The organism is Paracoccus contaminans (assembly GCF_002105555.1).
GTDB lineage: Bacteria > Pseudomonadota > Alphaproteobacteria > Rhodobacterales > Rhodobacteraceae > Paracoccus > Paracoccus contaminans.
On the sequence record NZ_CP020612.1, the window covers coordinates 1,533,853 to 1,556,852 of the forward strand.

The following is a 23,000-nucleotide window of genomic DNA, read 5'->3' on the forward strand; positions in this document are numbered from 1 at the left end:
CACGCAAATATCCTGGGGGGAGGGCGCGTCAGCGACCGGGGGGCAAAGCCCCCCCTTGCGCCGCGTGCCCGATCAGCTGCCGGCGCGCTCGGCCCCTTCGCGGATCGCCTGGCGCAGCTTCTTCTCCAGCGCGTCGCGGCGCGATTGCTGGTGCAGCTTCAGGCCGAACATGTCCTTGACATAGAAACTGTCCACGACCTGCGCGCCGAAGGTCGCGATCACCGCGCTGACGATCTGGATGTGGTTGGCCGCCAGCGTCCGGGCCAGGTCATAGAGCAGCCCCGGACGGTCGCGGGTGTCCACCTGGATGATCGTGTGGATCTCCGATCCTTCGTTGTCGAAGGTGACATGGGTGGGAAAGCGGAAGGCCCGCTCGCGCCGGCTGACCTTGTCGCGCCCGGCCAGCGCGTCGCGCGCCACCACCTCGCCCCGCAGCGTCCGTTCGATCATCCGGCGCAGCTGGGGCAGGCGTTCGGCGGCATAGGGGCGCCCCCCCTCGTCCTGGACCCAGAATACCGCCGTCGCATAGCCGTCCCGCGTCGTATAGGTCCGCGCATCCACCACATTGGCCCCCACCAGCGCCAGCGCGCCTGCCAGGCGCGAGAACAGCCCCGGATGATCGGCGATGGCAAAGGCGGCGCGCGTCGCATCGCGCCCCGGATCGGGCTCGAGGTCCATGCGCACCTCGGCCGGCGAGATGCCGCGCAGCAGCCGCGCGAACAGCTGCTGGGTTCCGGTCGGCAAGCCCTGCCAATAGCTGTCATAGTGCCGGCCCGTCTCGGCCCGGATATCGGCCGGGGGCCAGCCCTGCGCGGTCAGCAGGTGCCGCAGGCTGCGCCGCGCATCGTCCACGCGCTGGTCGCGGTTGACATCCTCGAGCCCGTTTTCCAGCGCATCGGCCGTGACCCGGTGCAGGGTGCGCAGCAGCTCGGCCTTCCAGTTGTTCCAGGTGTTCGGCCCCACGCCGCGGATGTCGCAGACCGTCAGCACCAGCAGCAGGTCAAGCCGCCTGCGCGTCTTGACCGCCTTGGCAAAATCGCGGACCGTCCGGGGATCGGCGATGTCGCGCTTTTGCGCCACGTCCGACATCAGCAGGTGGTTGCGCACCAGCCATTCGATCAGCTCGATCCGCTCGGCGGGCAGGCCGAGGCGCTGGCAGATGCGCCGGGCAAGCTGCGCGCCGATGATCGAATGATCCTCGGGCCGGCCCTTGCCGATGTCGTGCAGCAGAACCGCCAGATAGATCACGGTGCGATCGATGCCGCCCTGCATGATCTGGCTGACGACAGGCAGGTCCGGCGCCACCTCGCCCCGTTCGATCCGCGCCAGTTCCGCCACGCACTGGATCAGGTGCTCGTCCACGGTGAAATGGTGATAGACGTTGAACTGCATCATGGCGACGATGCGTTCGAATTCGGGGATGTAGGCGCCCAGCACGCCCAGCTCGTTCATCCGGCGCAGGCTGCGTTCGGGGTTGCCATGGCGCAGCAGCAGATCAAGGAAGATGCGCGCCGCCTCGGGGTCGGACCGCACGCCCTCGTCAAAGCGGCGCAGGTTGCGGGCGACGCGGCGCATGGCATCGGGATGCAGCAGGACGCGGGTGCGCAGCGCCTCCTCGAACAGGCGCAGGATGTTCAGCGGCCGGGCAAAGAAATGCTCGGGGTCGGTGACGGTCAGCCGCCCGGTGTCGATCCGAAATCCGGGGCGCACCCGCTTGCGGCGGAACCGCTCGATCAGGGGCACGCGATACAGGTGGCGCTGTTCCAGCGCGGTCAGGAATACCCGCGTCAGCTCGCCCACCCGCGTGGCGCAGCGGAAATAATCCTGCATGAAGATCTCGACCGCCCGCCGCCCGCCCGCATCGTGATAGCCCATCCGCTCGGCCACCGCAGGCTGAAGATCGAAGCTGAGCTTGTCCACCGGGCGCCCCGCGATCAGGTGCAGGTGGCAGCGCACCGCCCACAGGAAATCCTCGGCCGCCCAGAAGGTCGTGTGTTCGCCCCGCGTGAACAGGCCAAGATCCACCAGCTCGATCGCGCGGTCCACCTGGTGGATGTACTTGGCGATCCAGTAGAGCGTCTGCAGATCGCGCAGGCCCCCCTTGCCCTCCTTGATGTTGGGTTCAAGCACATAGCGCTGGCCGCCCTGGCGGAGGTGGCGGGCCTCGCGTTCGGCAAGCTTGGCTTCGATGAACTGGGGGACGGTGCGGGCGAAAAGCTCGGGCCACAGCCGCGCGCGCAGCCCCTGCGCGATCACCGCATCGCCGCAGACCAGGCGATGTTCCAGCAGGCTGGTGCGGATGGTGATGTCGCCTTCTGCAAGGCGCAGGCATTCATCCGTGGACCGGGTCGCCTGCCCGACCTTCAGCTTGAGATCCCACAGCATGTAGAGCATCGATTCCACGACGCTCTCGATCCAGCCCGAGGCCTTCCAGGGATGCAGGAACAGCAGGTCCACATCGGACTGGGGCGCCATCTCGCCGCGGCCATAGCCGCCGACGGCCAGCACCGCCAGCCGCTCGGCCTCGGTGGGGGCAAGGTTGGGATGCAGGTGGGTGGTGGCGACGTGGTGGACGGCGCGCACCGTGGCGTCGGTCAGTTCGGCAATGGCGCGGACCGTCTCGCGCCCCTTGCGCGGATGGGCGGCAAGGCCGGCCACGATGTCCGCCATCGCCCCGGCGCGGGCCGTGGCCAGCCAGGCTACGGTGCGGGCGCGCATCTCGCGCGCATCGGTCGCTCCCTCCAGCAAGGCATCAAGGGATGCCTGCGTGCCGGCCGCGTCAAAGAGCGGATGCGCCCCGGGCAGGGCCGGGGCGCTTTGGACGGGGGGCGGCGCAGGGCCGCCCCTAGCCGCTGCGGGGTCAGGCTCGGCCAAGGTCAGAAGCCGAGGCCGCCGAAGCTGCGGCGCGCGGGGTCGATCACGACCAGCTTGCCGCCCTGCAGCGTCGCGATGGACAGCTGGCGCTGGTTGGTGCCGTCCTGGCGCAGGCGGAACGCGCCCTGCACCCCGGCATAGCCGGCGCCCTGGGTCAGCCCGGCGGTCGTCACCGCATTCTTGCGGCCGGCCCGCACATTGGCCGCAATCGCCGAGACGCCGTCATAGGCGAGCGTGGCAAAATCATGCGGCGTCTCGCCGAAGGCCGCCTTGTAGCGGGCGTTGAACTCGGCCATGCGGGCCAGGTCGGGGACGGCGAACCAGCCGTTCTGCAGCTGCGGCAGGCCCGTCCGGCTTGCCGGCAGATCCCAGCGCGTCAGGCCCATCATCTGCAGCGACTGGCCGGTGACGCCGGCACGGGCCAGGGCGGCGGTGATCTCGGGCAGGGTGTCCTGGTGGTTGCCGGTCAGGAACAGGGCCTGCGCCTTGTTGGCCGCGGCGGCCGCGGCGATGGTGGGGGCGATGGCATCCATGTCGGCCCGCCTGTCGCCATGGGCTGTCTTGCCGACCATCGTGGCCCGGTTGCGGGCGATGGCGCTTTCGATGGCGGCCTCGCCCAGCTGGCCGGCCACGTCCTTTTCATGGACGATCAGATAACGCCGCAGCCCCTTGCCGACGCCATAGGACACCAGCCGGTCGGCAGTGTTGGCGAAGGTGTTGCCCAGCACGAACAGGTTGCCGCCGGCGATGTCGGCGTTGTTGGAAAAGGCCAGCACGTTGACCCGCCCCTTGACCGCATTGCCGACCGCATTGGCGGATTCGGCGTGCAGCGGGCCGACGATGACCTTGGCGCCCTCGGCCACCGCCTTGTTGGCCACCGCGACGGCCTGGGCCGCGTCATCGCCCGAATCATAGACGCGCAGGTCGATCCTGGCCCCCTGCGCGTCGGCGACCGCCATCCGCGCGCCGTTCGCCATCGAACGCGCCATATAGTCGTAATTGGCGTCGCCCGAGCCGCCCGGCACCAGCAGCGCCACCTGAACGGGCTGCGCGGGGTCGATCATCGGCCCGGTCTGCGGGCCGGATGCGAGCTGATCGCCGGCGCAGGCGGAAAGCACCAGCGCCGAAGCCAGCGCGGCAACACGCCTCAGCGAGCGGCCGAACAGATCGGTCGGACGACCGGACAGGATGGCGGTCATGCGGTTTGATTCCCTTATGCTGGGGGGCAGGATTGACCGAGGGTAGCCTTGTTGCCCGCCCTGTGGCAACCTGACGGGGCCTTGCGTGCATTGATTGCCGCGGCGGATCTTGCACGGGGCGGAAGGCGCGGGATGAGACAGGCTGACGGGGACCGGGCGCGGGGCAGTGACCGGAACGGCGCCGCCGCCGAGGGGCAGGGGGATGCCCGCCCGCTGCCGGGCAGGATCGCGGCCGCGGTCGAGGCCCCGCGGCTGGACCCTGGCCTTTACCTGGTGGCGACCCCGATCGGGACGGCGCGGGACATCACGCTGCGCGCGCTTGACGTGCTGAACGCGGCCGACCTGCTGGCGGCCGAGGATACGCGGACGCTGCGCCATCTTCTGGCGATCCATGGCATCCCCCTGCGCGGGCGGCGCATCCTGTCCCATCATGACCACAATGCCGAGCGTGCCGCCCCCGCCATCCTTGCCGCGATCGCGCAGGGCGGGGCCGTCGCCTATTGCTCGGACGCCGGAACGCCGCTGGTGGCCGATCCGGGCTTTACCCTCGCGCGCGATGTCGCGGCGGCGGGCGGGGCGGTCCATGCGGTGCCGGGGGCATCGGCGCTGCTGGCGGCGCTGACGGTGGCGGGCCAGCCGACCGACCGGTTCCTGTTCGCCGGCTTCGCCCCCGCGCAGGCCGGTGCCCGCCGCCGCTGGCTCGAGGATGTCTGCGCCGTGGAGGCGACCGCCGTCCTGTTCGAAAGCCCCAGGCGCGTTAAGGCTTTGTTGAATGAATTATGCCAGATCGATGCGGACCGCGCCGTGTCGGTGTGCCGGGAACTGACCAAGCGGTTCGAGGAAGTGATGCGCGGCACGGCCTGCGCGCTGTCTCAGGCCATCCCCGACGAGGGGCTGCGCGGCGAGGTGGTGGTTATCCTCGGCCCACCGGCCAGGGGCGCGGCCGATGACGGGGCGGTGCGCGATGCCCTGCGGGAACGGCTGGCCACGATGACAGTGCGCGATGCCGCCGCGGCGGTCGCGGCCCAGACGGGGCGGCCGCGCAAGGATGTCTATCGCATGGCCCTCGCCATGCAGGAGGGATGAAGCGATGCAGGCCCCCAGCCCCCGCGCCGGCCTTTCGCGCCCGCCCGCCCGCGGCCCCGCGGGCGCGCGCAAGGAGATGCGGGCCGTCCGCGGCCTTGCCGCCCATGTCAGCGGCCATTCGGCCGAGGCCCGCGTCGCCGCCCATTACGAGGCGCGCGGCTGCGCCATCCTTGAACGCTGCTGGCGCAGCCCTGCCGGAGAGGTGGACCTGATCGTCCGCGACGGCGCGCAGATCGTCTTTGTCGAGGTCAAGAAGGCCCCGACGCATGACATGGCCGCCAGCCGCCTGTCGCGCCGGCAGATGGACAGGATCTGCGCCGCGGCCCTGCTTTACGTCTGCCGCCTGCCGGACGGGGCAATGACGGATATCCGCTTCGATGCGGCGCTGGTCGACGCGCAGGGGGCGCTTGGCATCGTTGAAAACGCCTTTGGCGCGGACTGACCTGCGGGTTGCATTGCGCCCGGCGGCGCGCGACAAGCGGCCGACGCAAACAGCCTGGGGGAAGGTGTGGCCATGGGCCTGAAGGTCGCCCTGCAGATGGACCCGGTCGAGCATGTCTCGATCGACGCCGATTCCACCTTCCGCATCGGGCTGGAGGCGCAGGTGCGGGGGCACAGCCTGTTCCAGTACACGCCCGACCGGCTGGTCTTTGACGAAGGCCGGCTGCTGGCCCATGGCCGCGACGTGACCCTGCGGCGCGAACAGGGCAACCATGTTGCCTTTGGCGACTGGCGCATGGCGGACCTGTCGGATTTCGATGTCGTCTGGCTGCGCCAGGACCCGCCCTTCGACATGGCCTATGTCACCTCGACCCACCTGCTGGACCGCATCCATCCGCGCACGCTGGTGGTGAACGATCCGTTCTGGGTCAGGAATTCGCCCGAAAAGCTGATGGTGCTGGATTTTCCCGAGCTGACGCCGCCGACGATGATCGCCCGCGACATCCAGGCGGTCCGCGCCTTCCGTGCCCGCCACGGCGACATCATCCTCAAGCCGCTTTACGGCAATGGCGGGGCGGGGGTGTTCCACCTGCAGACGGGGGACGCCAATCTTTCGGCGCTGCTGGAACTGTTCGGGGGCATCAACCGCGAACCCGTGATCGTGCAGAAATACCTGCCTGCCGTGGTCAGGGGCGACAAGCGCGTCATCCTGGTGGACGGCGAGCCGGTGGGCGCCATCAACCGCGTTCCCGCCGAGGGCGAGGCGCGGTCCAACATGCATGTGGGCGGCCGCCCCGAACGGGTCGCCCTGACCGAGCGGGAGCGGGAGATCTGCCGGCGCATCGGACCCGTGCTGCGCGACAAGGGGCTGATCTTCGTCGGCATCGACGTGATCGACGGCTGGCTGACCGAAATCAACGTGACCTCGCCCACCGGCATCCAGGAGCTGGAGCGTTTCGACGGGGTGAACGCCGCGGCCCTGATCTGGCAGGCGATCGAGCGGCGCCGGCAGGCCGGCTGAAGGGCGCGCAGGGGCATTGCCCCCGGCCCGCGGCGGCCCGGCGCCGCTGCCTGTGCCGCAGGCGCCGCGCGGCGAAGGGAGGCCCCATGTCATCGCCAAGGCCGGCACGGCAGGGCTGCCGGTGATCGCAGCGCGCGGTGACGGCGCCTGCCCGCTGATCGGGGGTGGCGAGGCGGGCCTGCTTGTTGCGCCTGATGATCCCCTGCTACCGAGGTGGCGATCCGTTGCCTTGTCGCTGGCCACGGGCCGCGCCACTGGCCGCGCGCCCATGCCGGAGCGAGCTGTTCGCCCAAGGCGATCCTGCCGCAGCGAGACCGCCTGCTCGCCGCGATGCTGGCCGAGCGCCCGTGGGGATCGCCCCTTGCCCGGTTCATCCCGGGCGGGGCAGGGGCCGCGCCCCGTTCCCGGTTCCCCAGCAGCCTTTGCGTCGGGCTGCGCGGCCGGTTCCTGCGAAGGCCGTTAACCCTTTTTCAACCTTCGCGCCCTAGCGTTCCTGCAAAAAGGGACCAGCGGGGCGCAGGGATGGTGGCGATCGCCTATAGTGTCGCCTTTGACGGGATCGAGGCGCGGCTCGTCGAGGTTCAGGCGGCGGTCGCGCCGGGCCTGCCCGCCTTCAACGTCGTGGGCCTGCCCGACAAGGCGGTGAGCGAGGCGCGCGAGCGCATCCGCGCCGCCTTTGCGGCAATGGCGGTGGCGATGCCTTCGAAGCGGGTGACGGTCAATCTTTCGCCGGCCGACCTGCCCAAGGAAGGCTCTCATTTCGACCTGCCCATCGCCCTTGCGATCCTCGCCGCGCTGCAGGTGATCCCGGCCGAGGAGCTTGCCACCGTGGTCTCGCTGGGCGAGCTCGCCCTTGACGGACGGCTCGTTCCCGTGGCCGGCGCCCTGCCCGCCGCGATGGCGGCGGCCGAGGAACAGCGCATGCTGATCTGCCCGCCCGCCTGCGCGGCCGAGGCCGCCTGGGTCGGCGCCGTCCCGGTCATCGCGCCGCAGGGCCTGCGGCAGGCCGTGGACCACCTGACCGGCCGGGCGCCCCTGGCGCAGGCCGCGCCGGGCAGCCTGCGCCGCCCGCCGCCCGGCCCGGACATGGCCGATGTCAGGGGGCAGGAGCGGGCCAAGCGCGCCATCGAGATCGCCGCCGCCGGGCGGCATCATCTGCTGCTTGTTGGCCCGCCCGGTTCGGGCAAGTCGATGCTGGCGGCGCGCCTGCCCGGCCTGATGCCCGAACTGACGCCCGCCGAGGCGCTGGAAACCTCGATGATCCATTCCCTTGCGGGGATGCTGGTCGATGGCGGCATCTCGCGCCAGGCACCCTATCGCGACCCTCACCACACCGCCTCGGTCGCGGCCATCGTGGGCGGCGGCAGGGGGGCCAGGCCGGGCGAGATCAGCCTTGCCCATAACGGCATCCTGTTCCTGGACGAGCTGCCCGAGTTTCCGCGGCAGGTGCTCGAGACGCTTCGCCAGCCGCTTGAGACGGGCGAGGTGGTCGTGGCCCGCGCGAATGCGCATGTCCGCTATCCGTGCCGCTTTCTTCTGGTCGCCGCCGCCAATCCCTGCCGCTGCGGCCATCTTGCCGATGCGGGGCGGGCCTGCGCGCGGGCGCCCCGATGCGGGGCCGATTACATGGGCAAGCTGTCGGGTCCGCTGATGGACCGCTTCGACCTGAGGATCGAGGTGCCGCCCGTCGCCATCGCCGATCTGGGCGCCCCGGCGCAAGGAGAGCCAGGCGCGGCGATTGCGGGGCGCATCGCGGCGGCGCGGGGGCGGCAGGCGGCCCGCTTTGCCGCCCATCCGGGCCTGCGCGTGAATGCCGATGCCTCGGGCGCGCTGCTCGAGACGATCGCCGAACCCGATGCCGAAGGGCGCGATCTCATCGGGCGCGCGGCCGATCGGCTGGGGCTGAGCGCGCGGGGCTATCACCGCATCCTGCGGACCGCCCGCACCATCGCCGATCTCGACCTCAGCGAGCATGTTCGCGCCCCGCATCTTGCCGAGGCCATCGGATACCGCATTCCCTTTGCCATGGCGGCATGAAGGGCGGCGCCTTGCTTGCCAGCGGGCGGCTGTCGCGGCTAAGGTTGCGCTTCATCACAGGCGAGGGGGCGAGAGGGCAGATGACGATCCATTTCGGCAGGGGCATGGGACGGCTGGCGCTGTCGGCCGCGCTGGTTGCGGCGCTGAGTTCCTGCGGGATCAGGGTTCCGGTCGGCGTCGGCACCGGGCCGGGTGCGCCTGCGCCGATCCCCGCGACCGACCCTGGAACGGCCGCCGGGTTCCAGCGCTGGGTCAACGACTTCCGCCCCCGCGCCATCGCCTCGGGGATCAGCCCGGCAACCTATGACCGCGCGATGTCCATCGCCCGCTACAACCCCGAGGTGATCCGCCTCGACCGCAAGCAGTCCGAGTTCTCCAAGCCCGTCTGGCTTTATCTCGACGGGGCGGTCAGCGATGTGCGCGTCGCGACGGGGCGGCAGATGCTGGCCCGCTATGCCGAACCGCTTGCCCGGATCGAGGCGCAATACGGCGTCCCGCGCGAGATCGTCCTTGCCGTCTGGGGGATGGAATCGAACTTCGGCGCGAACCGCGGCAAGATGCAGATCATCCCCTCGCTGGCCACGCTGGCCTATGACGGCCGCCGCTCGGCCATGTTCCAGGAACAGCTGATCGCCGCGCTGCGCATCATCGAGGCGGGGGACGTGGATGCGCAGCACATGCTCGGCTCATGGGCGGGGGCGATGGGGCATACGCAGTTCATGCCGACCTCGTATCTGTCCTATGCCGTCGATTTCACGGGGGATGGTCGGCGCGACATCTGGTCGGACGATCCGACCGATGCGCTGGCCTCGACCGCGGCCTATCTGGCGCGCAACGGCTGGGTGCGCGGGCAGGCCTGGGGGACCGAGGTGGACCTGCCTTCGGGCTTTGCCGCCGTCGGGAAGGGGACGCGGAAATCCTCCTCTGCCTGGGCCGCGATGGGTGTCAGCCGCAAGGGCGGGGGCAGCCTGCCCAATGGCAGCGGCTCGATCATCCGCCCGGCGGGGGCGAATGGTCCGGCCTTCCTGATCCTAGACAATTTCCGCTCCGTGCTGCGCTACAACAATTCGGACAACTACGCGCTAGGCGTGGTCTATCTGGGCGAGGCGATCGCCGGGCGGCAGGGCATCATCGGCGCCTGGCCCCGGTCAGACCGTCCCCTCAGCCAGGCCGAACGGATGGAGGTCCAGCGCCTGCTGACCGCCCGCGGTTTCTACCGCGACGAGATCGACGGCAAGCTGGGCACCGGAACGATGGAGGCGGTCGCCGCTTATCAGCGTTCGATCGGGGTCGCGCCCGACGGCTATGCGACATCGACCCTGCTGGGCCGTCTGCGCCAGGGCTGACCGGCTTGCATGACTGCGCCGGGAACAAGCGGCTTGTTCCCGGCGCAGCTTTGTGCGGCGGCTGGCCTGCCGTCAGGCGAGGCCCTGCACTACCCAGATCATGAACATGGCACCGACCAGCGCCGCGATGCCTTGCGCGATCGCGTTGCCCGCGCGCATGTTGATGCCCGCCAGTCCCAGCAGCCAGTTGCCCACCATCCCGCCGACGATCCCGACGATGATATTGGCGATGACGCCCGTATGCGTGCCCATGATCGACGAGGCGATCCAGCCCGCAAGGCCCCCCACGATGATCGAGGCGATCCAGCCCAATCCTTGCATTGCATGATCCCTGTTGCTGAAGATTGACCAGTGAACGCCCGGAAGGCCGCGGGGTTGCATCGGCGTCGTGCCTTCCGCCAGGGGGCCGCGTCTTTTCGTGGTCCCCGTCTCCTGGTCCCCGTCGGTGCCCGGTTAAAGGCCGGCGGCCGATCCTGCGCCAGGATCGGATGATCTTGAGGAGGAACGGATCAAAGGCGCTGGATATCCCGCAACAGACACTCATCGAACAGCGGGTGGGCCATGGCGCGAAATCGCCGCTGATCGCCTGTCTGGTGCTGGTATCGGTGGGCGGCTTTGGCGCGCATCGCCGCTATCTGGGCTAGGGCGGCTCGGCCGCCGCGATTTCGGTGCTGTGGGTGCTGGGCCGGATCACCCTTCCCCTCGGGATCGGCATTGTGCCGCTTGCCATCCTTTGGGTCTGGGTGCTGGCCGATCTTTTCCTGGTCCCCGTCCTGATCCCGCGCGACGGGGACGGGCTGCGCAGCAGGCTGGGCCAGGGTTTCGCCATGGCCGCCCTGGGCGCGCCGGCAAGGGCTGACGCCGTGCCGGCCGATGCGTGATCGCGGCGGCTGATCCGCCGCCGCCTTCAGTCCCGCAGCAATTCGTTGATGGATGTCTTGGCGCGGGTCCGGGCATCCACCCGCTTGACGATCACCGCGCAATAAAGGTTCACGCCGTTCTTCGAGGGAAGCGAGCCCGAGACGACGACCGATCCGGCGGGAACCTCGCCATAGGTGATCGCGCCGGTCTCGCGGTCAACGATCTTGGTCGACTGCCCGATATAGACGCCCATCCCCAGGACCGAGCCTTCGCGCACGATCACGCCCTCGACCACCTCGGAGCGGGCGCCGATGAAGCAGTCATCCTCGATGATGGTCGGGCCGGCCTGCATGGGTTCGAGCACGCCGCCGATGCCGACACCGCCGGACAGATGGACGCGCTTGCCGATCTGGGCGCAGCTGCCGACCGTTGCCCAGGCATCGACCATGGTGCCTTCGTCCACATAGGCGCCCAGGTTGACGAAGGACGGCATCAGCACGACACCCCTGGCGATATGGGCCGAGCGACGCACGACGCAGTTCGGCACGGCACGGAAACCGGCCTCGCGCCAGCGGTTTTCGCCCCAGCCCGCGAACTTGTTGTCGACCTTGTCCCACCAGGTGCCGCCCTGCGGCCCGCCCGCATGGATTTCCATGTCCTTCAGACGAAAGCCCAGCAGCACCGCCTTTTTGGCCCACTGGTTCACATGCCAGTCGGCCCCGCGCCTTTCGGCGACGCGCAGTTCGCCCCGGTCCAGCGCATCCAGCGTCGCCTCGATCGCATCGCGCGATTGGCCGCGGGTGGCGGGGCTGATGGAATCGCGCTCGCTCCATGCCGTTTCGATGGCGGCTCCCAATGCGGCGTCGGACATGGCGGCTCCTTCCAAGGGGGCGGGTGGCATTGTCTGCCGATGGGCTATAAGCCGGTCGGCAGGGGCCGCGCAACGCCGACCGGCCGCTTGACGAGGGTCTGACGATGCCTGCCGATGAAAACCGCACGGAAGTGCTGCGCTCCAGCGATCTGGACGCGCTCATCACTGCCCATGAACCCGACACCCCGCAGACCCGCGCGCCGTCCTATCGGCTGGCCTTCACCGACACCGACTTCCTGCTGCGGGACGAACTGAGGCCGGTGCGCCTGCAGCTCGAACTGCTCAAGCCGCAGATGATCATGGATGAACGCGGCGTCCGCTCGACCGTGGTGATGTTCGGGGGCGCCCGCATCCCCGCCCCAGCCGAGGCGGCGCAGGGCCGGACCGCGGCACTGGCGCGCTATTATACCGAAGCTGAGCGGTTTGCCCATGCCGTCACGCAGCGCAGCCTGGCGACAGGCGGCGGGGACTGGGTGATCTGCACCGGCGGCGGCCCCGGTGTGATGGAGGCCGGCAACAAGGGCGCGCTGGAAGCGGGCGGGCAGTCGATCGGGCTGGGGATCGTGCTGCCGCACGAGCAGGCCCCCAACCTCTATGTGACGCCGGCGCTGTCGTTCAACTTTCACTATTTCGCGGTTCGCAAGATGCACTTCCTGATGCGGGCGCGGGCGATCACCGTGTTCCCCGGCGGGTTCGGCACACTTGACGAGATGTTCGAGGCGCTCACGCTGATCCAGACGCGGCGCATGGCGCGCCTGCCCTTCGTGCTGTTCGGGCAGGGTTTCTGGGAAAGCATCATCAACTGGCAGGCGCTGGTCGAGGCGGGAACCATCTCGCCCGAGGATCTGGACCTTTTCAGCTTTGCCGAAACCGCCGAGGAGGCCCTGGCGATCATCGACGGCTTTGATGCGCAGGTCGCTCCATGAACGCGCGCCGCCTGGCCGCTCTGTCGATGGGAGGCCTTGCCCTGATCGCGGTCGCCGGCGTGCTGCTGCGCCCGGCGCTGCCCATCGACGAGACGCGCTATCTGTCCGTGGCCTGGGAGATGGCGCAGTCGGGGCAGTATGTCCTGCCCCACAAGAACGGCGCACTCTATTCGGACAAGCCGCCGCTGCTGTTCTGGCTGATCCAGCTGGTCTGGGCGGTGGTCGGCCCGTCCGGGGTCGCCGCCCGCTTGGTCGCGCCCGCCTTCGGCGTGGCGATGCTGTGGCTGACGGGGGTGCTGGGCCGCCGCCTGTGGCCGGGCGAGGATACGGGCCGGGCCGCGATGGCCGTGCTGGCGGGCGCGCTGGGGTTTCAGGTCTATGCCGGGCTGACCATGTTCGACACCCTGCTGGGCACGGCGACGCTGCTGGGCCTGCTGGCGATCCGGCGCGCCGCCGCCGGTAACAGGGCAGGCCCCTGGGCCTTGGTCGGCGCCGCGCTTGCCTTCGGCATCCTGGCGAAAGGCCCGGTCATCCTGTTCCATCTCGGCCCTGCGCTGGCGAGCGCGCCGCTGTGGGTGCCGGGCTGTTCGGGCTGGCGCAGCCTGCTCAGGGGGGCGGCGGTGGCGCTTGGCTCGGCGCTGGTTCTGGTGGCGCTGTGGGTGGTGCCCGCGATCGTGCTGGGCGGGCCGGAATACCGCCATCTCATCCTGTGGAAGCAGTCCACCGGGCGCATGGTGTCCAGTTTCGCCCATGCGCGGCCATGGTGGTTCCTGATCGCCGGCCTGCCGCTGATGCTGTTTCCCTGGCTGTGGATGCCGGGGATGTGGAAGGGGCTGGCGCGGCTGCGATGGTCGGACCGGGGGATCAGGCTGTGCGTGATCTGGGCCGGGGCAGGGCTGGCGCTGTTCAGCGTGATTTCGGGCAAGCAGCTGCACTATCTCCTGCCTGAGATGCCGGCCGCGGCGCTGCTGGTGGCGCGGGCGGCGGGGCTGGCGGATCTGACGGGCTGGCGCGGTGCGCGGGTCGCGGCGCTGGTCGTCATCGGGGCCGCCGCGGCGCTGGCACTGGCGCCGCTGGGCCTGCTGGGGAACGGGGCGCAGGCGGCCCTGTCCCCCTTGGCCGGTCCCCTTGCCGCAAGCCTTGCGCTGGCTCTTGCCGCAGTGGCGGCGCTGGCGCTTGCGGCGATCCCGGCAGGGCTGGCCCTGGGGATGAGCGTCATGCTGTGCGCCAGCGTGGTGATCGGCACGACCCGGATCGGCCGCGAAAACGATGCCGGCCGGATCGCCCGTCTGCTGGCCCCCCATCAGCGGCAGGGCCTGGCGGTGGCCGGCGGGCGCTATGAGGCGCAGTTCAATTTTGCCGGGCGGCTGCCCGGCCCGCTGGACGATCTGTCGCCCGCCGATGCGCCGAGCTGGCTGGCCGCCCATCCCGGCGGGGCGCTGGCCGCGCGCTGCAAGGACGTGCCGCTTGGCCCGCCCGCGCACCAGCTGCGCTTTTACGGCGAGGACTGGTGCGTCTGGACGCCGCAGCCCTAGGCCCGGTGATACGGCCCGCCCGCCAGGATCGTGGCCGCGCGATAAAGCTGTTCGGCCAGCATCACCCGCACCAGCATGTGCGGCCAGACCATCGCCCCGAATGAGATCACCAGATCGGCCTGCTCGCGCAGCGGCGGATGCAGCCCGTCGGCGCCGCCGATCAGGCAGGCCGTCTCGGGCCTGCCCTGATCCCTGAAGCGTGCCAGCGCTTCGGCAAGGTCGGGCGAGGACAGGACCCGGCCGCGTTCGTCCAGCGCGATGATCGCCGCGCCTTCAGGAATCTGGCGCGACAGCAGCGCAGCCTCGGCCACCCGGCCGCCGCCGCGCCTGTCCTCGACCTCGGCCACCGTTGCCGGCCCGAGGCCGAGGCCCCGGCCGACCTGGCCGAAGCGGGTCAGGTAATCCGCGACCAGCGCGGCCTCGGGCGCACGGGCGGGCAGACGGCCGACCGCCGCGATGCGGACCCGCATCATCCGCCGCGCGTCCGCTCAGCGCGTCAGCGAAACGGCAGCGTCCTCGCGCGCCGCATCGGCGCGCAGCCCGCCCAGCGCATCGGCCGGCATCCACATCCGTTCGAGCTGATAGAACTCGCGCACCTCGGGGCGAAAGACGTGGACGACGACATCATCCGTGTCGATCAGCACCCAGTCGCCGGTGTCCTTGCCTTCCACGCGGGCGGTGCGCCCGGTGTCCTGCTTGAGGCGGTCGATCAGATGCTCGGCGATCGAGGCGACCTGGCGGGCATTGCGGCCCGAGGCGATGACCATGTGGTCGGCCATGGCCGAACGGCCACGCAGGTCGATGGTGACGATGTCCTCGGCCTTGTCGTCGTCAAGCGAGGACAGGATGCGGTCCAGCAGGCTGGGGCTGGGTTCCGCGGCGGTCGCGGTCGCCGGTCGGGGCGACGGGACAGTGGTGGACAGGGGCTTCCCTCCGGTCAGCGCGCCGCACGTCCCGGCGCCGGGATGGCACAAAGATAGCATGGCGCGGCCGTTTCTCAACCGCATCCGGGGATTTGTTGCAACAGGGCCCGTCCGCGGCAAGCGGCCATGCACCCTGTTCCCCCTTGCAGGCTGGCCGCAAGGCGCGTTAGCGTGATGGAATGTTCCGGTATTTCGACATCCATGATCGAATCCGCCTGCCCGGCCGCTTTTACGGCGTCAGCCGGACCGTGACCGCGCGGGCGTGAGGGCCGCCGCGTCCCGACGGGCGCGCCCGATGTCCCCTGCCTCGCCAGCCAATCCGAAAGTGACAGCCATGACCGGCACCCCGAACGCCAGCGGCCCCCGCACGCTTTACGACAAGATCTTCGATGCCCATGTCGTCGATCGCCAGCCCGACGGCACCTGCCTGCTGTATATCGACCGCCATCTTGTGCATGAGGTGACCAGCCCGCAGGCCTTCGAGGGGCTGCGGATGTCCGGCCGCACGGTGCGCCGTCCCGACCAGACGATCGCCGTCCCCGACCACAACGTGCCCACGACGCCCGACCGGGTGATGGGCATCGAAAACCCCGAAGGCCGCATTCAGGTCGCCGAGCTGGACAGGAACGCCCGCGACTTCGGCCTGAACTATTACCCGATGAACGATGTGCGCCAGGGGATCGTGCATATCGTCGGCCCCGAACAGGGCTGGACGCTGCCCGGCATGACGGTCGTCTGTGGCGACAGCCACACCGCGACGCATGGCGCCTTCGGCGCGCTGGCCCACGGCATCGGCACGTCCGAGGTGGAACATGTCCTGGCCACCCAGACGCTGATCCAGAAGAAATCGAAGAACATGAAGGTCGAGATCACCGGCACGCTGCGCCCCGGCGTCACGGCCAAGGACATCACGCTGGCCGTCATCGGCCGCACCGGCACCGCCGGCGGCACCGGCCATGTCATCGAATACTGCGGCGAGGCGATCCGCGCCCTGTCCATGGAAGGGCGCATGACCGTCTGCAACATGGCCATCGAGGGCGGCGCCCGCGCCGGCCTGATCGCCCCCGACGAGACGACCTTCGCCTATGTCAAGGGCCGTCCCCACGCCCCCAAGGGCGCCGCATGGGAGGCCGCGGTCAACTGGTGGCGCACCTTGTCCAGCGACGAGGGCGCGCATTGGGACAAGGTCGTGACCATCCGCGCCGAGGACATCGCCCCGGTCGTCACCTGGGGCACCTCGCCCGAGGACGTGCTGCCGATCACCGCCGCCGTCCCCGCGCCCGAGGATTTCGAGGGCGGCAAGGTCGAGGCGGCGCGCCGCAGCCTCGACTACATGGGCCTGACGCCCGGAACCCCGCTGGACAGGATCGCCATCGACGCGGTGTTCATCGGCTCCTGCACCAACGGGCGGATCGAGGATCTGCGCGCCGCGGCCGAGATCGTGCGCGGCAGGCATCTCGCGCCCTCGGTGCGCGGCATGGTCGTGCCCGGCAGCGGCCTTGTCCGCGCCCAGGCCGAGGAGGAAGGGCTCGACCGCATCTTCACCGAGGCCGGGTTCGAATGGCGCCTTGCGGGCTGTTCGATGTGCCTTGGCATGAACCCCGACCAGCTGGCCCCCGGCGAGCGTTGCGCCGCCACCTCGAACCGCAACTTCGAGGGCCGCATGGGCCGGGGCGGGCGCACCCACCTGATGTCGCCCATCATGGCGGCCGCAGCCGGCATCGCGGGCCATCTGGTCGATGTGCGCGAGGTGTTGGCCGAGCGCGCCTGATGCGCCTGCCCGGCAGCAGCGCGCACCCCGTCCCATGGGCCGCGTCTAGCGCGGGAGGGGCCTTGCGCCGCGGCGCGGGGCCGCCCCGACGGGCCCGTGCCTCATGCAGGGCGCAGGCCGCCCTGGCCGCTGCCACCCGACCTGTTCCGAAACCGCAAACGGGATGCGGTGATGCGTCCCGTGCCGTTTGTCGCCTGAGAGGCCATCCATGACCCCCTTCACCACCCTGACCGGCATCGCGGCGCCCATGCCGCTGGTCAACATCGACACCGACATGATCATCCCCAAGCAGTTCCTCAAGACGATCCATCGTTCGGGGCTGGGCAAGAACCTGTTCGACGAGATGCGCTATTTCCCCGACGGGTCGGAAAATCCCGATTTCGTCCTGAACAAGCCGGCCTGGCGCGATGCGCAGATCATCGTCGCGGGCGACAATTTCGGTTGCGGCAGCTCGCGCGAACACGCGCCTTGGGCGCTGCTGGATTTCGGCATCCGCTGCGTGATCGCGACCAGCTTTGCCGACATCTTCTACAACAACTGCTTCAAGAACGGCATCCTGCCCATCATCCTGCCGCAAGAGGCGGTGGATGCCCTGATGGCCGATGCCGAAAACGGGGCCAATGCCCGCCTGACGGTCGATCTGGAAAGCCAGACCGTCACCGCCCCGGACGGCACCGCCCATCATTTCGAGATGGACCCGCATCGCAAGCACTGCCTGCTGAACGGCCTCGACGATATCGGGCTGACGATGGAAAAGGCTTCCGCGATCGAAACCTATGAAAGCCGCATCGCGCAGACCCAGCCCTGGGTTTGAGGCGGTGATGCGGGCAGGGGCCGCTGCCCTGATGCTGCTGGCGGCGCTGGCCATCGCGCCGGGCGCTAGGGGCGCGGCGCCCGTGCCGCAGGAAGGGCTGCAGCCGCCGGCCGAGGGATCGGTCCGGCTGGCGACGTGGTCGCCCGAGCTGACGCGTGCGGGGCCGGGGCTGCTGCTGAGGGACATCCGTTCGGGCACGGACCCGCAGGTCGCGGCTGCGGTGCAGGTGATTGCCGCCGCCGATCCCGACGTGCTGGTCCTGACCGGGTTCGACTGGGACTGGGGGGGCGAGGCACTCGCCGCCTTTGCGGCGCTGCTGGCCAAGGCGGGCGCGGATTACCCCTATCGCCATGCGGGCCAGCCCAATGCGGGGCTGGCGACGGGGCTTGATCTCGACCAGGACGGCCGGCAGGGCGGGCCGGGGGATGCGCAGGGCTTCGGGCTGTTCACGGGGCAGGGCGGGATGGCGGTGCTGTCGCGTCATCCGCTGGGGCAGGTGACGGATCATTCGGGCACGCTCTGGCGCGATCTGCCGGGCAACCTGATGCCGCCCGCGCCGCCCGAGGTGGCGGCGGTGCAGCGCCTGTCCTCGGTCGCGCATTGGCAGGTGCCGGTTTCGCTGCCGGCTGGAGGGCTGACGCTGCTGGCCTGGTCGGCGACGCCGCCGGTCTTTGACGGGCCCGATGACCGCAATGGCCGGCGCAACCATGACGAGGCGGCATTCTGGCTGCGCCACCTGCCGCCGGGCCGCTTTGCCTTGATGGGCAAGGCCAATCTCGATCCCGAGGACGGCGAGGGGCGGCCCGAGGCGCTGCGGGCGCTGATCGCTGCCGCCCGCGACCCGGCCCCGCGCAGCGAAGGAGCCGCCGCCGCTCCGCAGGCGGGCGTCAATGCCCGCCAGCGGGGCGATCCGGCGCTGGACACGGCCGACTGGGCTGACGAGGGCGGCCCCGGGAACCTGCGCGTGGATCTGGTGTTGCCGTCCCCTGATCTGGCGGTCACCGGATCGGGCGTATTGTGGCCCCCGCCGGGGATGCCGTTGGCCGAGGCTGCCGCGGCGGCATCGCGGCACCGGCTGGTCTGGGTCGATGTAAGGATGGCGCAATGACGGATGAAAGGGCGGGCGAGGGCGCGATGTGGAAAGGGCCGGGGGCGCCGCTGCCCCCCGCCGTCACGCCGCCTGCGCCCGAGGATGGGGTGCCGCGCACCGCCATCGCCGGCCCGGATGCGGCCCTGCTGCAAGCCGATGGGGCCGAGGCTGCCCCGTCCGCCGACCCACCGCGCAATGCCGCCCATCCGCTGGACCAGCCCGCCATCCAGCCTGCCGCCGGACAGGCCGCGACCCTGTCGATGCGCCTGTCCGATTTCGATTCGGCGCAGCTTGGCGCGATGGCCCATCTTTACCGGGGCGAGGTCTATCGTTCGACCGTGTGGCGCACGCGGCTGGACAATACGACCAACTGGTCGATCGTCATGATGGGCGTGGCGCTGACCTCGGCCTTTTCCAGCCCTTCATCCTCGTCCCTGCCGCTGCTGGTGGTGGGCATGCTGCTGCTGGTCTTTCTGGTGTTCGAGGCGCGGCGCTATCGCTATTTCAACGTCTGGCGCGCCCGCGCCCGCTGGATGGAAACGCATCTTTACGCCCCCATGCTGCGCGGCCAGCCTGTTGATCCGGCCTGGCGCGACGTGCTGGCGCGCGATTACGAAACGCCGGTCCACCATATCAGCTTCGTGCAGGCGCTGGGGCGGCGGCTGCGCCGCAACTTCATCTGGATCCTGGCGATCCAGTCGGGGGCCTATTGGGGCAAGATCGCCATCCATCCCTTTCCCGCGCAGGATATCCATGACCTGATCGGGCGTGCCGCGATCGGTCCAGTGCCGGGGGTTGCGGTGCTGATCGCGGGGGTCGTCTATAACGGCATGTGGATTGCCGTCGCGCTGTGGTCCTGGCGGGTGGACCGCGCCCGCTGGGGGCCGGACGGCGGCGGGGGCAGCATGGGCTGAAGGGGCGTCCTTACCGTCCCGCGCCTTCGGCCGCGCCCCCCATCGCCCTGAGCCTTCCGATCAGCCCGGCGGCCGTCGGCCCGACCCGGTCGCAGGCCCCCGGATCGTCCAGAAGGCGGAAGGCCGGCGCATAGACCTGCCGGTCATAGGCCGAGGCGTCCAGCCCCAGCTGGGCGGCAAGCTGGTCGCCCGTGCCGGTGAGCAGCGTCCAGTCGGCATCGCCGAGCGCATAGGCGGGGCAGTTCGAGGTGATGACATTGACCTGGGCAAGCTGGGTCAAGAGGGCGCGGGCCTCGGCCGGGGGCAGGGCAGAGGTGTCGGGCAGCACCACGGTCGCGCCGGTATCGGCTGCCGCAGGTCGGGCCAGCAGGGATGATGCCAGCAGAACCGCCAGCAGGGCGGCAGGCATGCGCGTCATGGTGCGTTCTCCTTCCATGCAGCTTGGCCATAGGGGCCCCTGCGCCGCCCAACCGCAAGCCAAATGGCCGTGAACTTGACCGTCCGTCCGGCCTTGGCTAGGCGGTAGGCAGCCTTTTCGCCTTCCTGACCATCGCCGCGGAGCCATCATGTCCCAGCCCTATTCCCTTCTGATCCTGCCCGGCGACGGCATCGGCCCCGAGGTGATGGCCGAGGTGCGCAAGGTCATCGACTGGTTCCAGGCGAACCGCGGGATGCGCTTTGACGTGTCCGAGGATCTTGTCGGCGGCGCTGCCTATGACCGGCACGGCACGCCGCTGGCGGATGCCACGATGGCCAAGGCCCAGCAGGTCGATGCGGTGCTGCTGGGCGCGGTCGGCGGGCCGGCCTATGACAGCCTCGATTTCAGCGTCAAGCCGGAACGGGGCCTGCTGCGCCTGCGCAAGGAAATGGACCTGTTCGCCAATCTGCGCCCGGCCCAGTGTTTTGACGCGCTTGCCGATTTTTCCTCGCTCAAGCGCGAGGTGGTCGCCGGCCTCGACATCCTGATCGTGCGCGAGCTGACCTCGGGCGTCTATTTCGGCGAACCGCGCGGCATCCATGCCGACGACAACAACCCGGACAACGAAGGCGGGCGGGTGGGCATCAACACCCAGCGCTATACCAGCGGCGAGATCCGCCGCGTCGCCCGCGCGGCCTTCGATCTGGCGCGCAAGCGGTCGAACCGGGTCTGTTCGATGGAAAAGGCCAATGTGATGGAATCGGGCATCCTGTGGCGCGAGGAAGTGCAGTGGGTCCACGACAACGAATATCCCGATGTCGAGCTGACCCATATGTATGCCGATAACGGCGCGATGCAGTTGGTGCGCCGCCCGTCGCAGTTCGACGTGATCGTGACCGACAACCTGTTCGGCGACATCCTGTCGGATGCGGCGGCGATGCTGACCGGCAGCCTCGGCATGCTGCCCTCGGCCAGCCTTGGCGCGCCGATGGCCAATGGCCGTCCCAAGGCGATGTATGAACCCGTCCACGGCTCGGCCCCCGATATCGCGGGGCAGGGCAAGGCCAATCCGATCGCCTGCATCCTCAGCTTTGCAATGGCGCTGCGCTATTCGCTGGGCGAAGGGGCGGCGGCCGACGAGCTTGAACGGGCGGTGGAAAAGGTTCTGGCCGACGGCGTGCGCACGGCCGATCTGATGGGCCCCGAGGGCGGCACGCCCGTCAGCACCGCACAGATGGGCGATCACATCGTCGCCGCCCTGGCAGGCTGAGGGGCCAGAACCGGGCGCGGCCCAGCCGGCCAGGCATGCCCCTTGCGCCGCGATGCGGGGGGGCGCGATGACGCCCGGCCGGTGGGGCGCAGGATGGGTGGTCGCAGGCCCGGCCGCGTCAGGAAGCCGGCTTGATTTGGGCCTTTGTGACGGACCCGCCGCTCCGCATCCCGTGGCTTGGGCCAAGGGCCGCCGCGCCTTGACGCTTGGCGACGGAACAGTTCAGGGCACGGGGTGACGGCCCGCCGCAGCCCGCCGCGTTCAGGCCGCCGCCGTGATGGCCGCGCCTTGGCCCGATGATGACGTCAACCCAGGCGAATGCAGGGGGGCGGGGCCTTCCTCAGCGCGGCGGCGCTGCCTCGATCAGGATCGCGCGGAAATCATTGACATTGGTCAGGGTGGGGCCGGTCACGACCTGCCCCCCGATCCGGCCGAAAAAGCCATGCGCATCGTTGCGGGCCAGCGCCGCGGCCGCATCGGCGCCCAGCGCCGCGGCACGCGCCAGCGTGTTGGGGCCGATCATGGCCCCCGCGATCTCGGCCGCCCCGTCCACCCCATCGGTATCGCAGGCCAGCGCATGAATGCCCCGCGCGCCATCCAGCGCGAGGGCGAGCGCCAGCGCATATTCGGCATTCGGCCCGCCGATGCCGTCGCCGCGGCGGGTTACGGTCAGCTCGCCCCCCGACAGGATCACCAGCGGCCCGCCTTCGGCCAGCGCCAGCCGGGCATGGGTGGCGGCAACCGCGCGCGCCTCGCCCTCGACCGCGTCGCCGAGGCAGCGCACCGCATAGCCCCCGGCCCGCGCAAGCTCGGCAGCCGCGTCCAGCGACAGCGAGGGCGCCGCATAGACGACGGTCTGGGTGTGCCCCAGCCGCGGATCGCCCGGCGCCACAACCCCGCCCGGCGCGCCCAGCGCCGCCCTGACCCCAGCCGGCGGGGTGATGCCCCAGCGGTCCAGGATCGCCAGCGCATCGGCGGGGCTGGACGGATCGCCCACTGTCGGCCCCGATCCGATCAGGGCCGGATCATCCCCCGGCACGTCCGACAGGCACAAAGCGAGCATCCGCGCCGGCCAGGCGGCGGCGGCAAGCTGTCCGCCCTTGACCCGGCTGAGATGCTTGCGGACGATGTTGATCTGCCCGATGGGTGCCCCGCTTGCCAGCAGCGCGCGGTTGACCGCCTGCTTTTCGGCAAGGCCGATCCCGCGCCGGGGCGCGCATAGCAGCGCCGATGCCCCGCCCGAGATGAGCGCGAGCACGAAATCCTGCGGCCCCAGGCCCTGCAGCATGGCCAGCATCCGTTCGCTGGCCGCCAGGCCGGCGGCATCGGGAACGGGGTGTGACGCCTCGACGATCTCCACCCCGCGGGTGGGCCGTCCGTGGCCGCGCCGGGTGATGATCAGCCCCTCGCATGGCCCCCAGGCGGCCTCGACCGCCTCGGCCATCCGGGCGCTGGCCTTGCCGGCGCCGACCACCAGCACCCGTCCCGGCGGCCGGGGCGGCAGAAAGCGCCCAAGGCCGATCATCGGGTCGGCGACGGCCACGGCGCGGTCGAACATCGCGCGCAGCAGCCCGGCCGGGGTCATGCGGGCATCCTCATGCAA

General features: G+C 70.3%; 22 protein-coding genes. 14 read left to right on the forward strand and 8 right to left on the reverse strand.

Features of this window, described 5'->3' with window-relative positions:
• Positions 1-72 precede the first annotated feature (72 nt).
• Together B0A89_RS07200 and B0A89_RS07205 are read right to left on the reverse strand one after the other, a co-directional pair.
• Positions 73-2,874 (reverse strand): [protein-PII] uridylyltransferase, encoded by a 2,802-nt coding sequence (locus tag B0A89_RS07200; RefSeq protein WP_420814373.1) that lies wholly within the window; start codon positions 2,872-2,874, stop codon positions 73-75.
• A gap of 2 nt (positions 2,875-2,876) precedes the next feature.
• The gene (locus B0A89_RS07205) at positions 2,877-4,073 is read right to left on the reverse strand and encodes a penicillin-binding protein activator (protein WP_085377565.1); all 1,197 of its coding nucleotides are present in this window, start codon (positions 4,071-4,073) and stop codon (positions 2,877-2,879) included.
• Between the two features lie 132 nt (positions 4,074-4,205).
• Here B0A89_RS07205 and rsmI point away from each other — a divergent pair, with 132 nt between their 5' ends.
• The 5 genes from rsmI (at position 4,206) to B0A89_RS07230 (ending at position 10,004) form a co-directional block, all read left to right on the forward strand.
• Positions 4,206-5,159 carry a 16S rRNA (cytidine(1402)-2'-O)-methyltransferase gene (rsmI, locus tag B0A89_RS07210; RefSeq protein WP_085377566.1) on the forward strand — a complete coding sequence of 318 codons (954 nt, stop codon included), beginning with the start codon at positions 4,206-4,208 and terminating at the stop codon, positions 5,157-5,159.
• 4 nt (positions 5,160-5,163) lie between these two features.
• Positions 5,164-5,601 (forward strand): YraN family protein, encoded by a 438-nt coding sequence (locus B0A89_RS07215; protein WP_338045716.1) that lies wholly within the window; start codon positions 5,164-5,166, stop codon positions 5,599-5,601.
• Positions 5,602-5,673: 72 nt separating this feature from the next.
• A complete protein-coding gene (gene gshB, locus B0A89_RS07220; RefSeq protein ID WP_085377567.1) occupies positions 5,674-6,621 on the forward strand; it encodes a glutathione synthase in 948 nt (315 codons plus the stop codon).
• 522 nt (positions 6,622-7,143) lie between these two features.
• Complete coding sequence (locus B0A89_RS07225; RefSeq protein ID WP_085377568.1) at positions 7,144-8,658, forward strand: YifB family Mg chelatase-like AAA ATPase; 1,515 nt, start codon at positions 7,144-7,146, stop codon at positions 8,656-8,658.
• A gap of 80 nt (positions 8,659-8,738) precedes the next feature.
• Positions 8,739-10,004: a lytic murein transglycosylase gene (locus B0A89_RS07230; protein ID WP_157115276.1), complete on the forward strand. Its 1,266-nt coding sequence runs from the start codon at positions 8,739-8,741 to the stop codon at positions 10,002-10,004.
• A gap of 72 nt (positions 10,005-10,076) precedes the next feature.
• Here B0A89_RS07230 and B0A89_RS07235 read toward each other — a convergent pair whose 3' ends face one another.
• A complete protein-coding gene (locus B0A89_RS07235) occupies positions 10,077-10,325 on the reverse strand; it encodes a GlsB/YeaQ/YmgE family stress response membrane protein (RefSeq protein ID WP_085377569.1) in 249 nt (82 codons plus the stop codon).
• Positions 10,326-10,492: 167 nt separating this feature from the next.
• Between B0A89_RS07235 and B0A89_RS14595 the strand changes: the two genes are divergently transcribed.
• Together B0A89_RS14595 and B0A89_RS07240 are read left to right on the forward strand one after the other, a co-directional pair.
• Positions 10,493-10,648, forward strand: coding sequence for a TM2 domain-containing protein (locus B0A89_RS14595; protein WP_157115277.1), 156 nt, complete (start codon positions 10,493-10,495; stop codon positions 10,646-10,648).
• A 24-nt stretch (positions 10,649-10,672) separates the two neighbouring features.
• A complete protein-coding gene (locus tag B0A89_RS07240) occupies positions 10,673-10,885 on the forward strand; it encodes a hypothetical protein (RefSeq protein ID WP_085377570.1) in 213 nt (70 codons plus the stop codon).
• A gap of 26 nt (positions 10,886-10,911) precedes the next feature.
• Here B0A89_RS07240 and dapD read toward each other — a convergent pair whose 3' ends face one another.
• Positions 10,912-11,736: a 2,3,4,5-tetrahydropyridine-2,6-dicarboxylate N-succinyltransferase gene (gene dapD / locus B0A89_RS07245; protein ID WP_085377571.1), complete on the reverse strand. Its 825-nt coding sequence runs from the start codon at positions 11,734-11,736 to the stop codon at positions 10,912-10,914.
• Positions 11,737-11,840: 104 nt separating this feature from the next.
• Here dapD and B0A89_RS07250 point away from each other — a divergent pair, with 104 nt between their 5' ends.
• Both B0A89_RS07250 and B0A89_RS07255 read left to right on the forward strand, forming a co-directional pair.
• Positions 11,841-12,662 (forward strand): LOG family protein, encoded by an 822-nt coding sequence (locus B0A89_RS07250; RefSeq protein ID WP_085377572.1) that lies wholly within the window; start codon positions 11,841-11,843, stop codon positions 12,660-12,662.
• Positions 12,659-14,197, forward strand: coding sequence for an ArnT family glycosyltransferase (locus B0A89_RS07255; RefSeq protein WP_085377573.1), 1,539 nt, complete (start codon positions 12,659-12,661; stop codon positions 14,195-14,197). Before B0A89_RS07250 ends, B0A89_RS07255 begins: the two co-directional genes overlap by 4 nt.
• Here the strand turns inward: B0A89_RS07255 and rlmH are convergent.
• Together rlmH and rsfS are read right to left on the reverse strand one after the other, a co-directional pair.
• Positions 14,194-14,667, reverse strand: coding sequence for a 23S rRNA (pseudouridine(1915)-N(3))-methyltransferase RlmH (rlmH, locus tag B0A89_RS07260; RefSeq protein ID WP_085378809.1), 474 nt, complete (start codon positions 14,665-14,667; stop codon positions 14,194-14,196). The two genes, B0A89_RS07255 and rlmH, sit on opposite strands and share 4 nt — an antisense overlap.
• 18 nt (positions 14,668-14,685) lie before the next feature.
• Positions 14,686-15,180: a ribosome silencing factor gene (gene rsfS, locus B0A89_RS07265; RefSeq protein ID WP_085377574.1), complete on the reverse strand. Its 495-nt coding sequence runs from the start codon at positions 15,178-15,180 to the stop codon at positions 14,686-14,688.
• A 274-nt stretch (positions 15,181-15,454) separates the two neighbouring features.
• On the opposite strand from rsfS, the gene leuC reads away from it, so the two are divergent.
• From leuC to B0A89_RS07285, 4 genes are all read left to right on the forward strand, one after another.
• A complete protein-coding gene (gene leuC, locus B0A89_RS07270; RefSeq protein ID WP_085377575.1) occupies positions 15,455-16,891 on the forward strand; it encodes a 3-isopropylmalate dehydratase large subunit in 1,437 nt (478 codons plus the stop codon).
• Positions 16,892-17,099: 208 nt separating this feature from the next.
• Entirely contained in the window at positions 17,100-17,705 is a 606-nt protein-coding gene (gene leuD / locus B0A89_RS07275) for a 3-isopropylmalate dehydratase small subunit (protein WP_085377576.1), read from the forward strand.
• A gap of 7 nt (positions 17,706-17,712) precedes the next feature.
• Positions 17,713-18,813 (forward strand): endonuclease/exonuclease/phosphatase family protein, encoded by a 1,101-nt coding sequence (locus B0A89_RS07280; RefSeq protein WP_240558435.1) that lies wholly within the window; start codon positions 17,713-17,715, stop codon positions 18,811-18,813.
• Entirely contained in the window at positions 18,810-19,709 is a 900-nt protein-coding gene (locus tag B0A89_RS07285; protein WP_240558437.1) for a DUF2270 domain-containing protein, read from the forward strand. Before B0A89_RS07280 ends, B0A89_RS07285 begins: the two co-directional genes overlap by 4 nt.
• A 10-nt stretch (positions 19,710-19,719) precedes the next feature.
• On the opposite strand, the gene B0A89_RS07290 is transcribed toward B0A89_RS07285, so the two are convergent.
• Positions 19,720-20,127, reverse strand: coding sequence for a hypothetical protein (locus B0A89_RS07290; RefSeq protein ID WP_240558438.1), 408 nt, complete (start codon positions 20,125-20,127; stop codon positions 19,720-19,722).
• 148 nt (positions 20,128-20,275) lie between these two features.
• On the opposite strand from B0A89_RS07290, the gene leuB reads away from it, so the two are divergent.
• Positions 20,276-21,397, forward strand: a complete 1,122-nt coding sequence (leuB, locus tag B0A89_RS07295) for a 3-isopropylmalate dehydrogenase (RefSeq protein ID WP_085377578.1) — start codon at positions 20,276-20,278, stop codon at positions 21,395-21,397.
• A gap of 340 nt (positions 21,398-21,737) precedes the next feature.
• Here leuB and B0A89_RS07300 read toward each other — a convergent pair whose 3' ends face one another.
• On the reverse strand, positions 21,738-22,982 hold the full coding sequence (locus tag B0A89_RS07300; protein WP_085377579.1) for a glycerate kinase type-2 family protein: 1,245 nt from the start codon (positions 22,980-22,982) through the stop codon (positions 21,738-21,740).
• Positions 22,983-23,000 lie beyond the last annotated feature (18 nt).

Coding starts and splice junctions, on each gene's coding strand:
- B0A89_RS07205 (WP_085377565.1), bottom strand. CDS start 4,073: ATGACCGCCATCCTGTCCGGTCGTCCGACCGATCTGTTCGGCCGCTCG.
- rsmI (WP_085377566.1), top strand. CDS start 4,206: ATGAGACAGGCTGACGGGGACCGGGCGCGGGGCAGTGACCGGAACGGC.
- B0A89_RS07215 (WP_338045716.1), top strand. CDS start 5,164: ATGCAGGCCCCCAGCCCCCGCGCCGGCCTTTCGCGCCCGCCCGCCCGC.
- gshB (WP_085377567.1), top strand. CDS start 5,674: ATGGGCCTGAAGGTCGCCCTGCAGATGGACCCGGTCGAGCATGTCTCG.
- B0A89_RS07225 (WP_085377568.1), top strand. CDS start 7,144: ATGGTGGCGATCGCCTATAGTGTCGCCTTTGACGGGATCGAGGCGCGG.
- B0A89_RS07230 (WP_157115276.1), top strand. CDS start 8,739: ATGACGATCCATTTCGGCAGGGGCATGGGACGGCTGGCGCTGTCGGCC.
- B0A89_RS07235 (WP_085377569.1), bottom strand. CDS start 10,325: ATGCAAGGATTGGGCTGGATCGCCTCGATCATCGTGGGGGGCCTTGCG.
- B0A89_RS14595 (WP_157115277.1), top strand. CDS start 10,493: ATGATCTTGAGGAGGAACGGATCAAAGGCGCTGGATATCCCGCAACAG.
- dapD (WP_085377571.1), bottom strand. CDS start 11,736: ATGTCCGACGCCGCATTGGGAGCCGCCATCGAAACGGCATGGAGCGAG.
- B0A89_RS07250 (WP_085377572.1), top strand. CDS start 11,841: ATGCCTGCCGATGAAAACCGCACGGAAGTGCTGCGCTCCAGCGATCTG.
- B0A89_RS07255 (WP_085377573.1), top strand. CDS start 12,659: ATGAACGCGCGCCGCCTGGCCGCTCTGTCGATGGGAGGCCTTGCCCTG.
- rlmH (WP_085378809.1), bottom strand. CDS start 14,667: ATGCGGGTCCGCATCGCGGCGGTCGGCCGTCTGCCCGCCCGTGCGCCC.
- rsfS (WP_085377574.1), bottom strand. CDS start 15,180: ATGCTATCTTTGTGCCATCCCGGCGCCGGGACGTGCGGCGCGCTGACC.
- leuC (WP_085377575.1), top strand. CDS start 15,455: ATGACCGGCACCCCGAACGCCAGCGGCCCCCGCACGCTTTACGACAAG.
- leuD (WP_085377576.1), top strand. CDS start 17,100: ATGACCCCCTTCACCACCCTGACCGGCATCGCGGCGCCCATGCCGCTG.
- B0A89_RS07280 (WP_240558435.1), top strand. CDS start 17,713: ATGCGGGCAGGGGCCGCTGCCCTGATGCTGCTGGCGGCGCTGGCCATC.
- B0A89_RS07285 (WP_240558437.1), top strand. CDS start 18,810: ATGACGGATGAAAGGGCGGGCGAGGGCGCGATGTGGAAAGGGCCGGGG.
- B0A89_RS07290 (WP_240558438.1), bottom strand. CDS start 20,127: ATGACGCGCATGCCTGCCGCCCTGCTGGCGGTTCTGCTGGCATCATCC.
- leuB (WP_085377578.1), top strand. CDS start 20,276: ATGTCCCAGCCCTATTCCCTTCTGATCCTGCCCGGCGACGGCATCGGC.
- B0A89_RS07300 (WP_085377579.1), bottom strand. CDS start 22,982: ATGACCCCGGCCGGGCTGCTGCGCGCGATGTTCGACCGCGCCGTGGCC.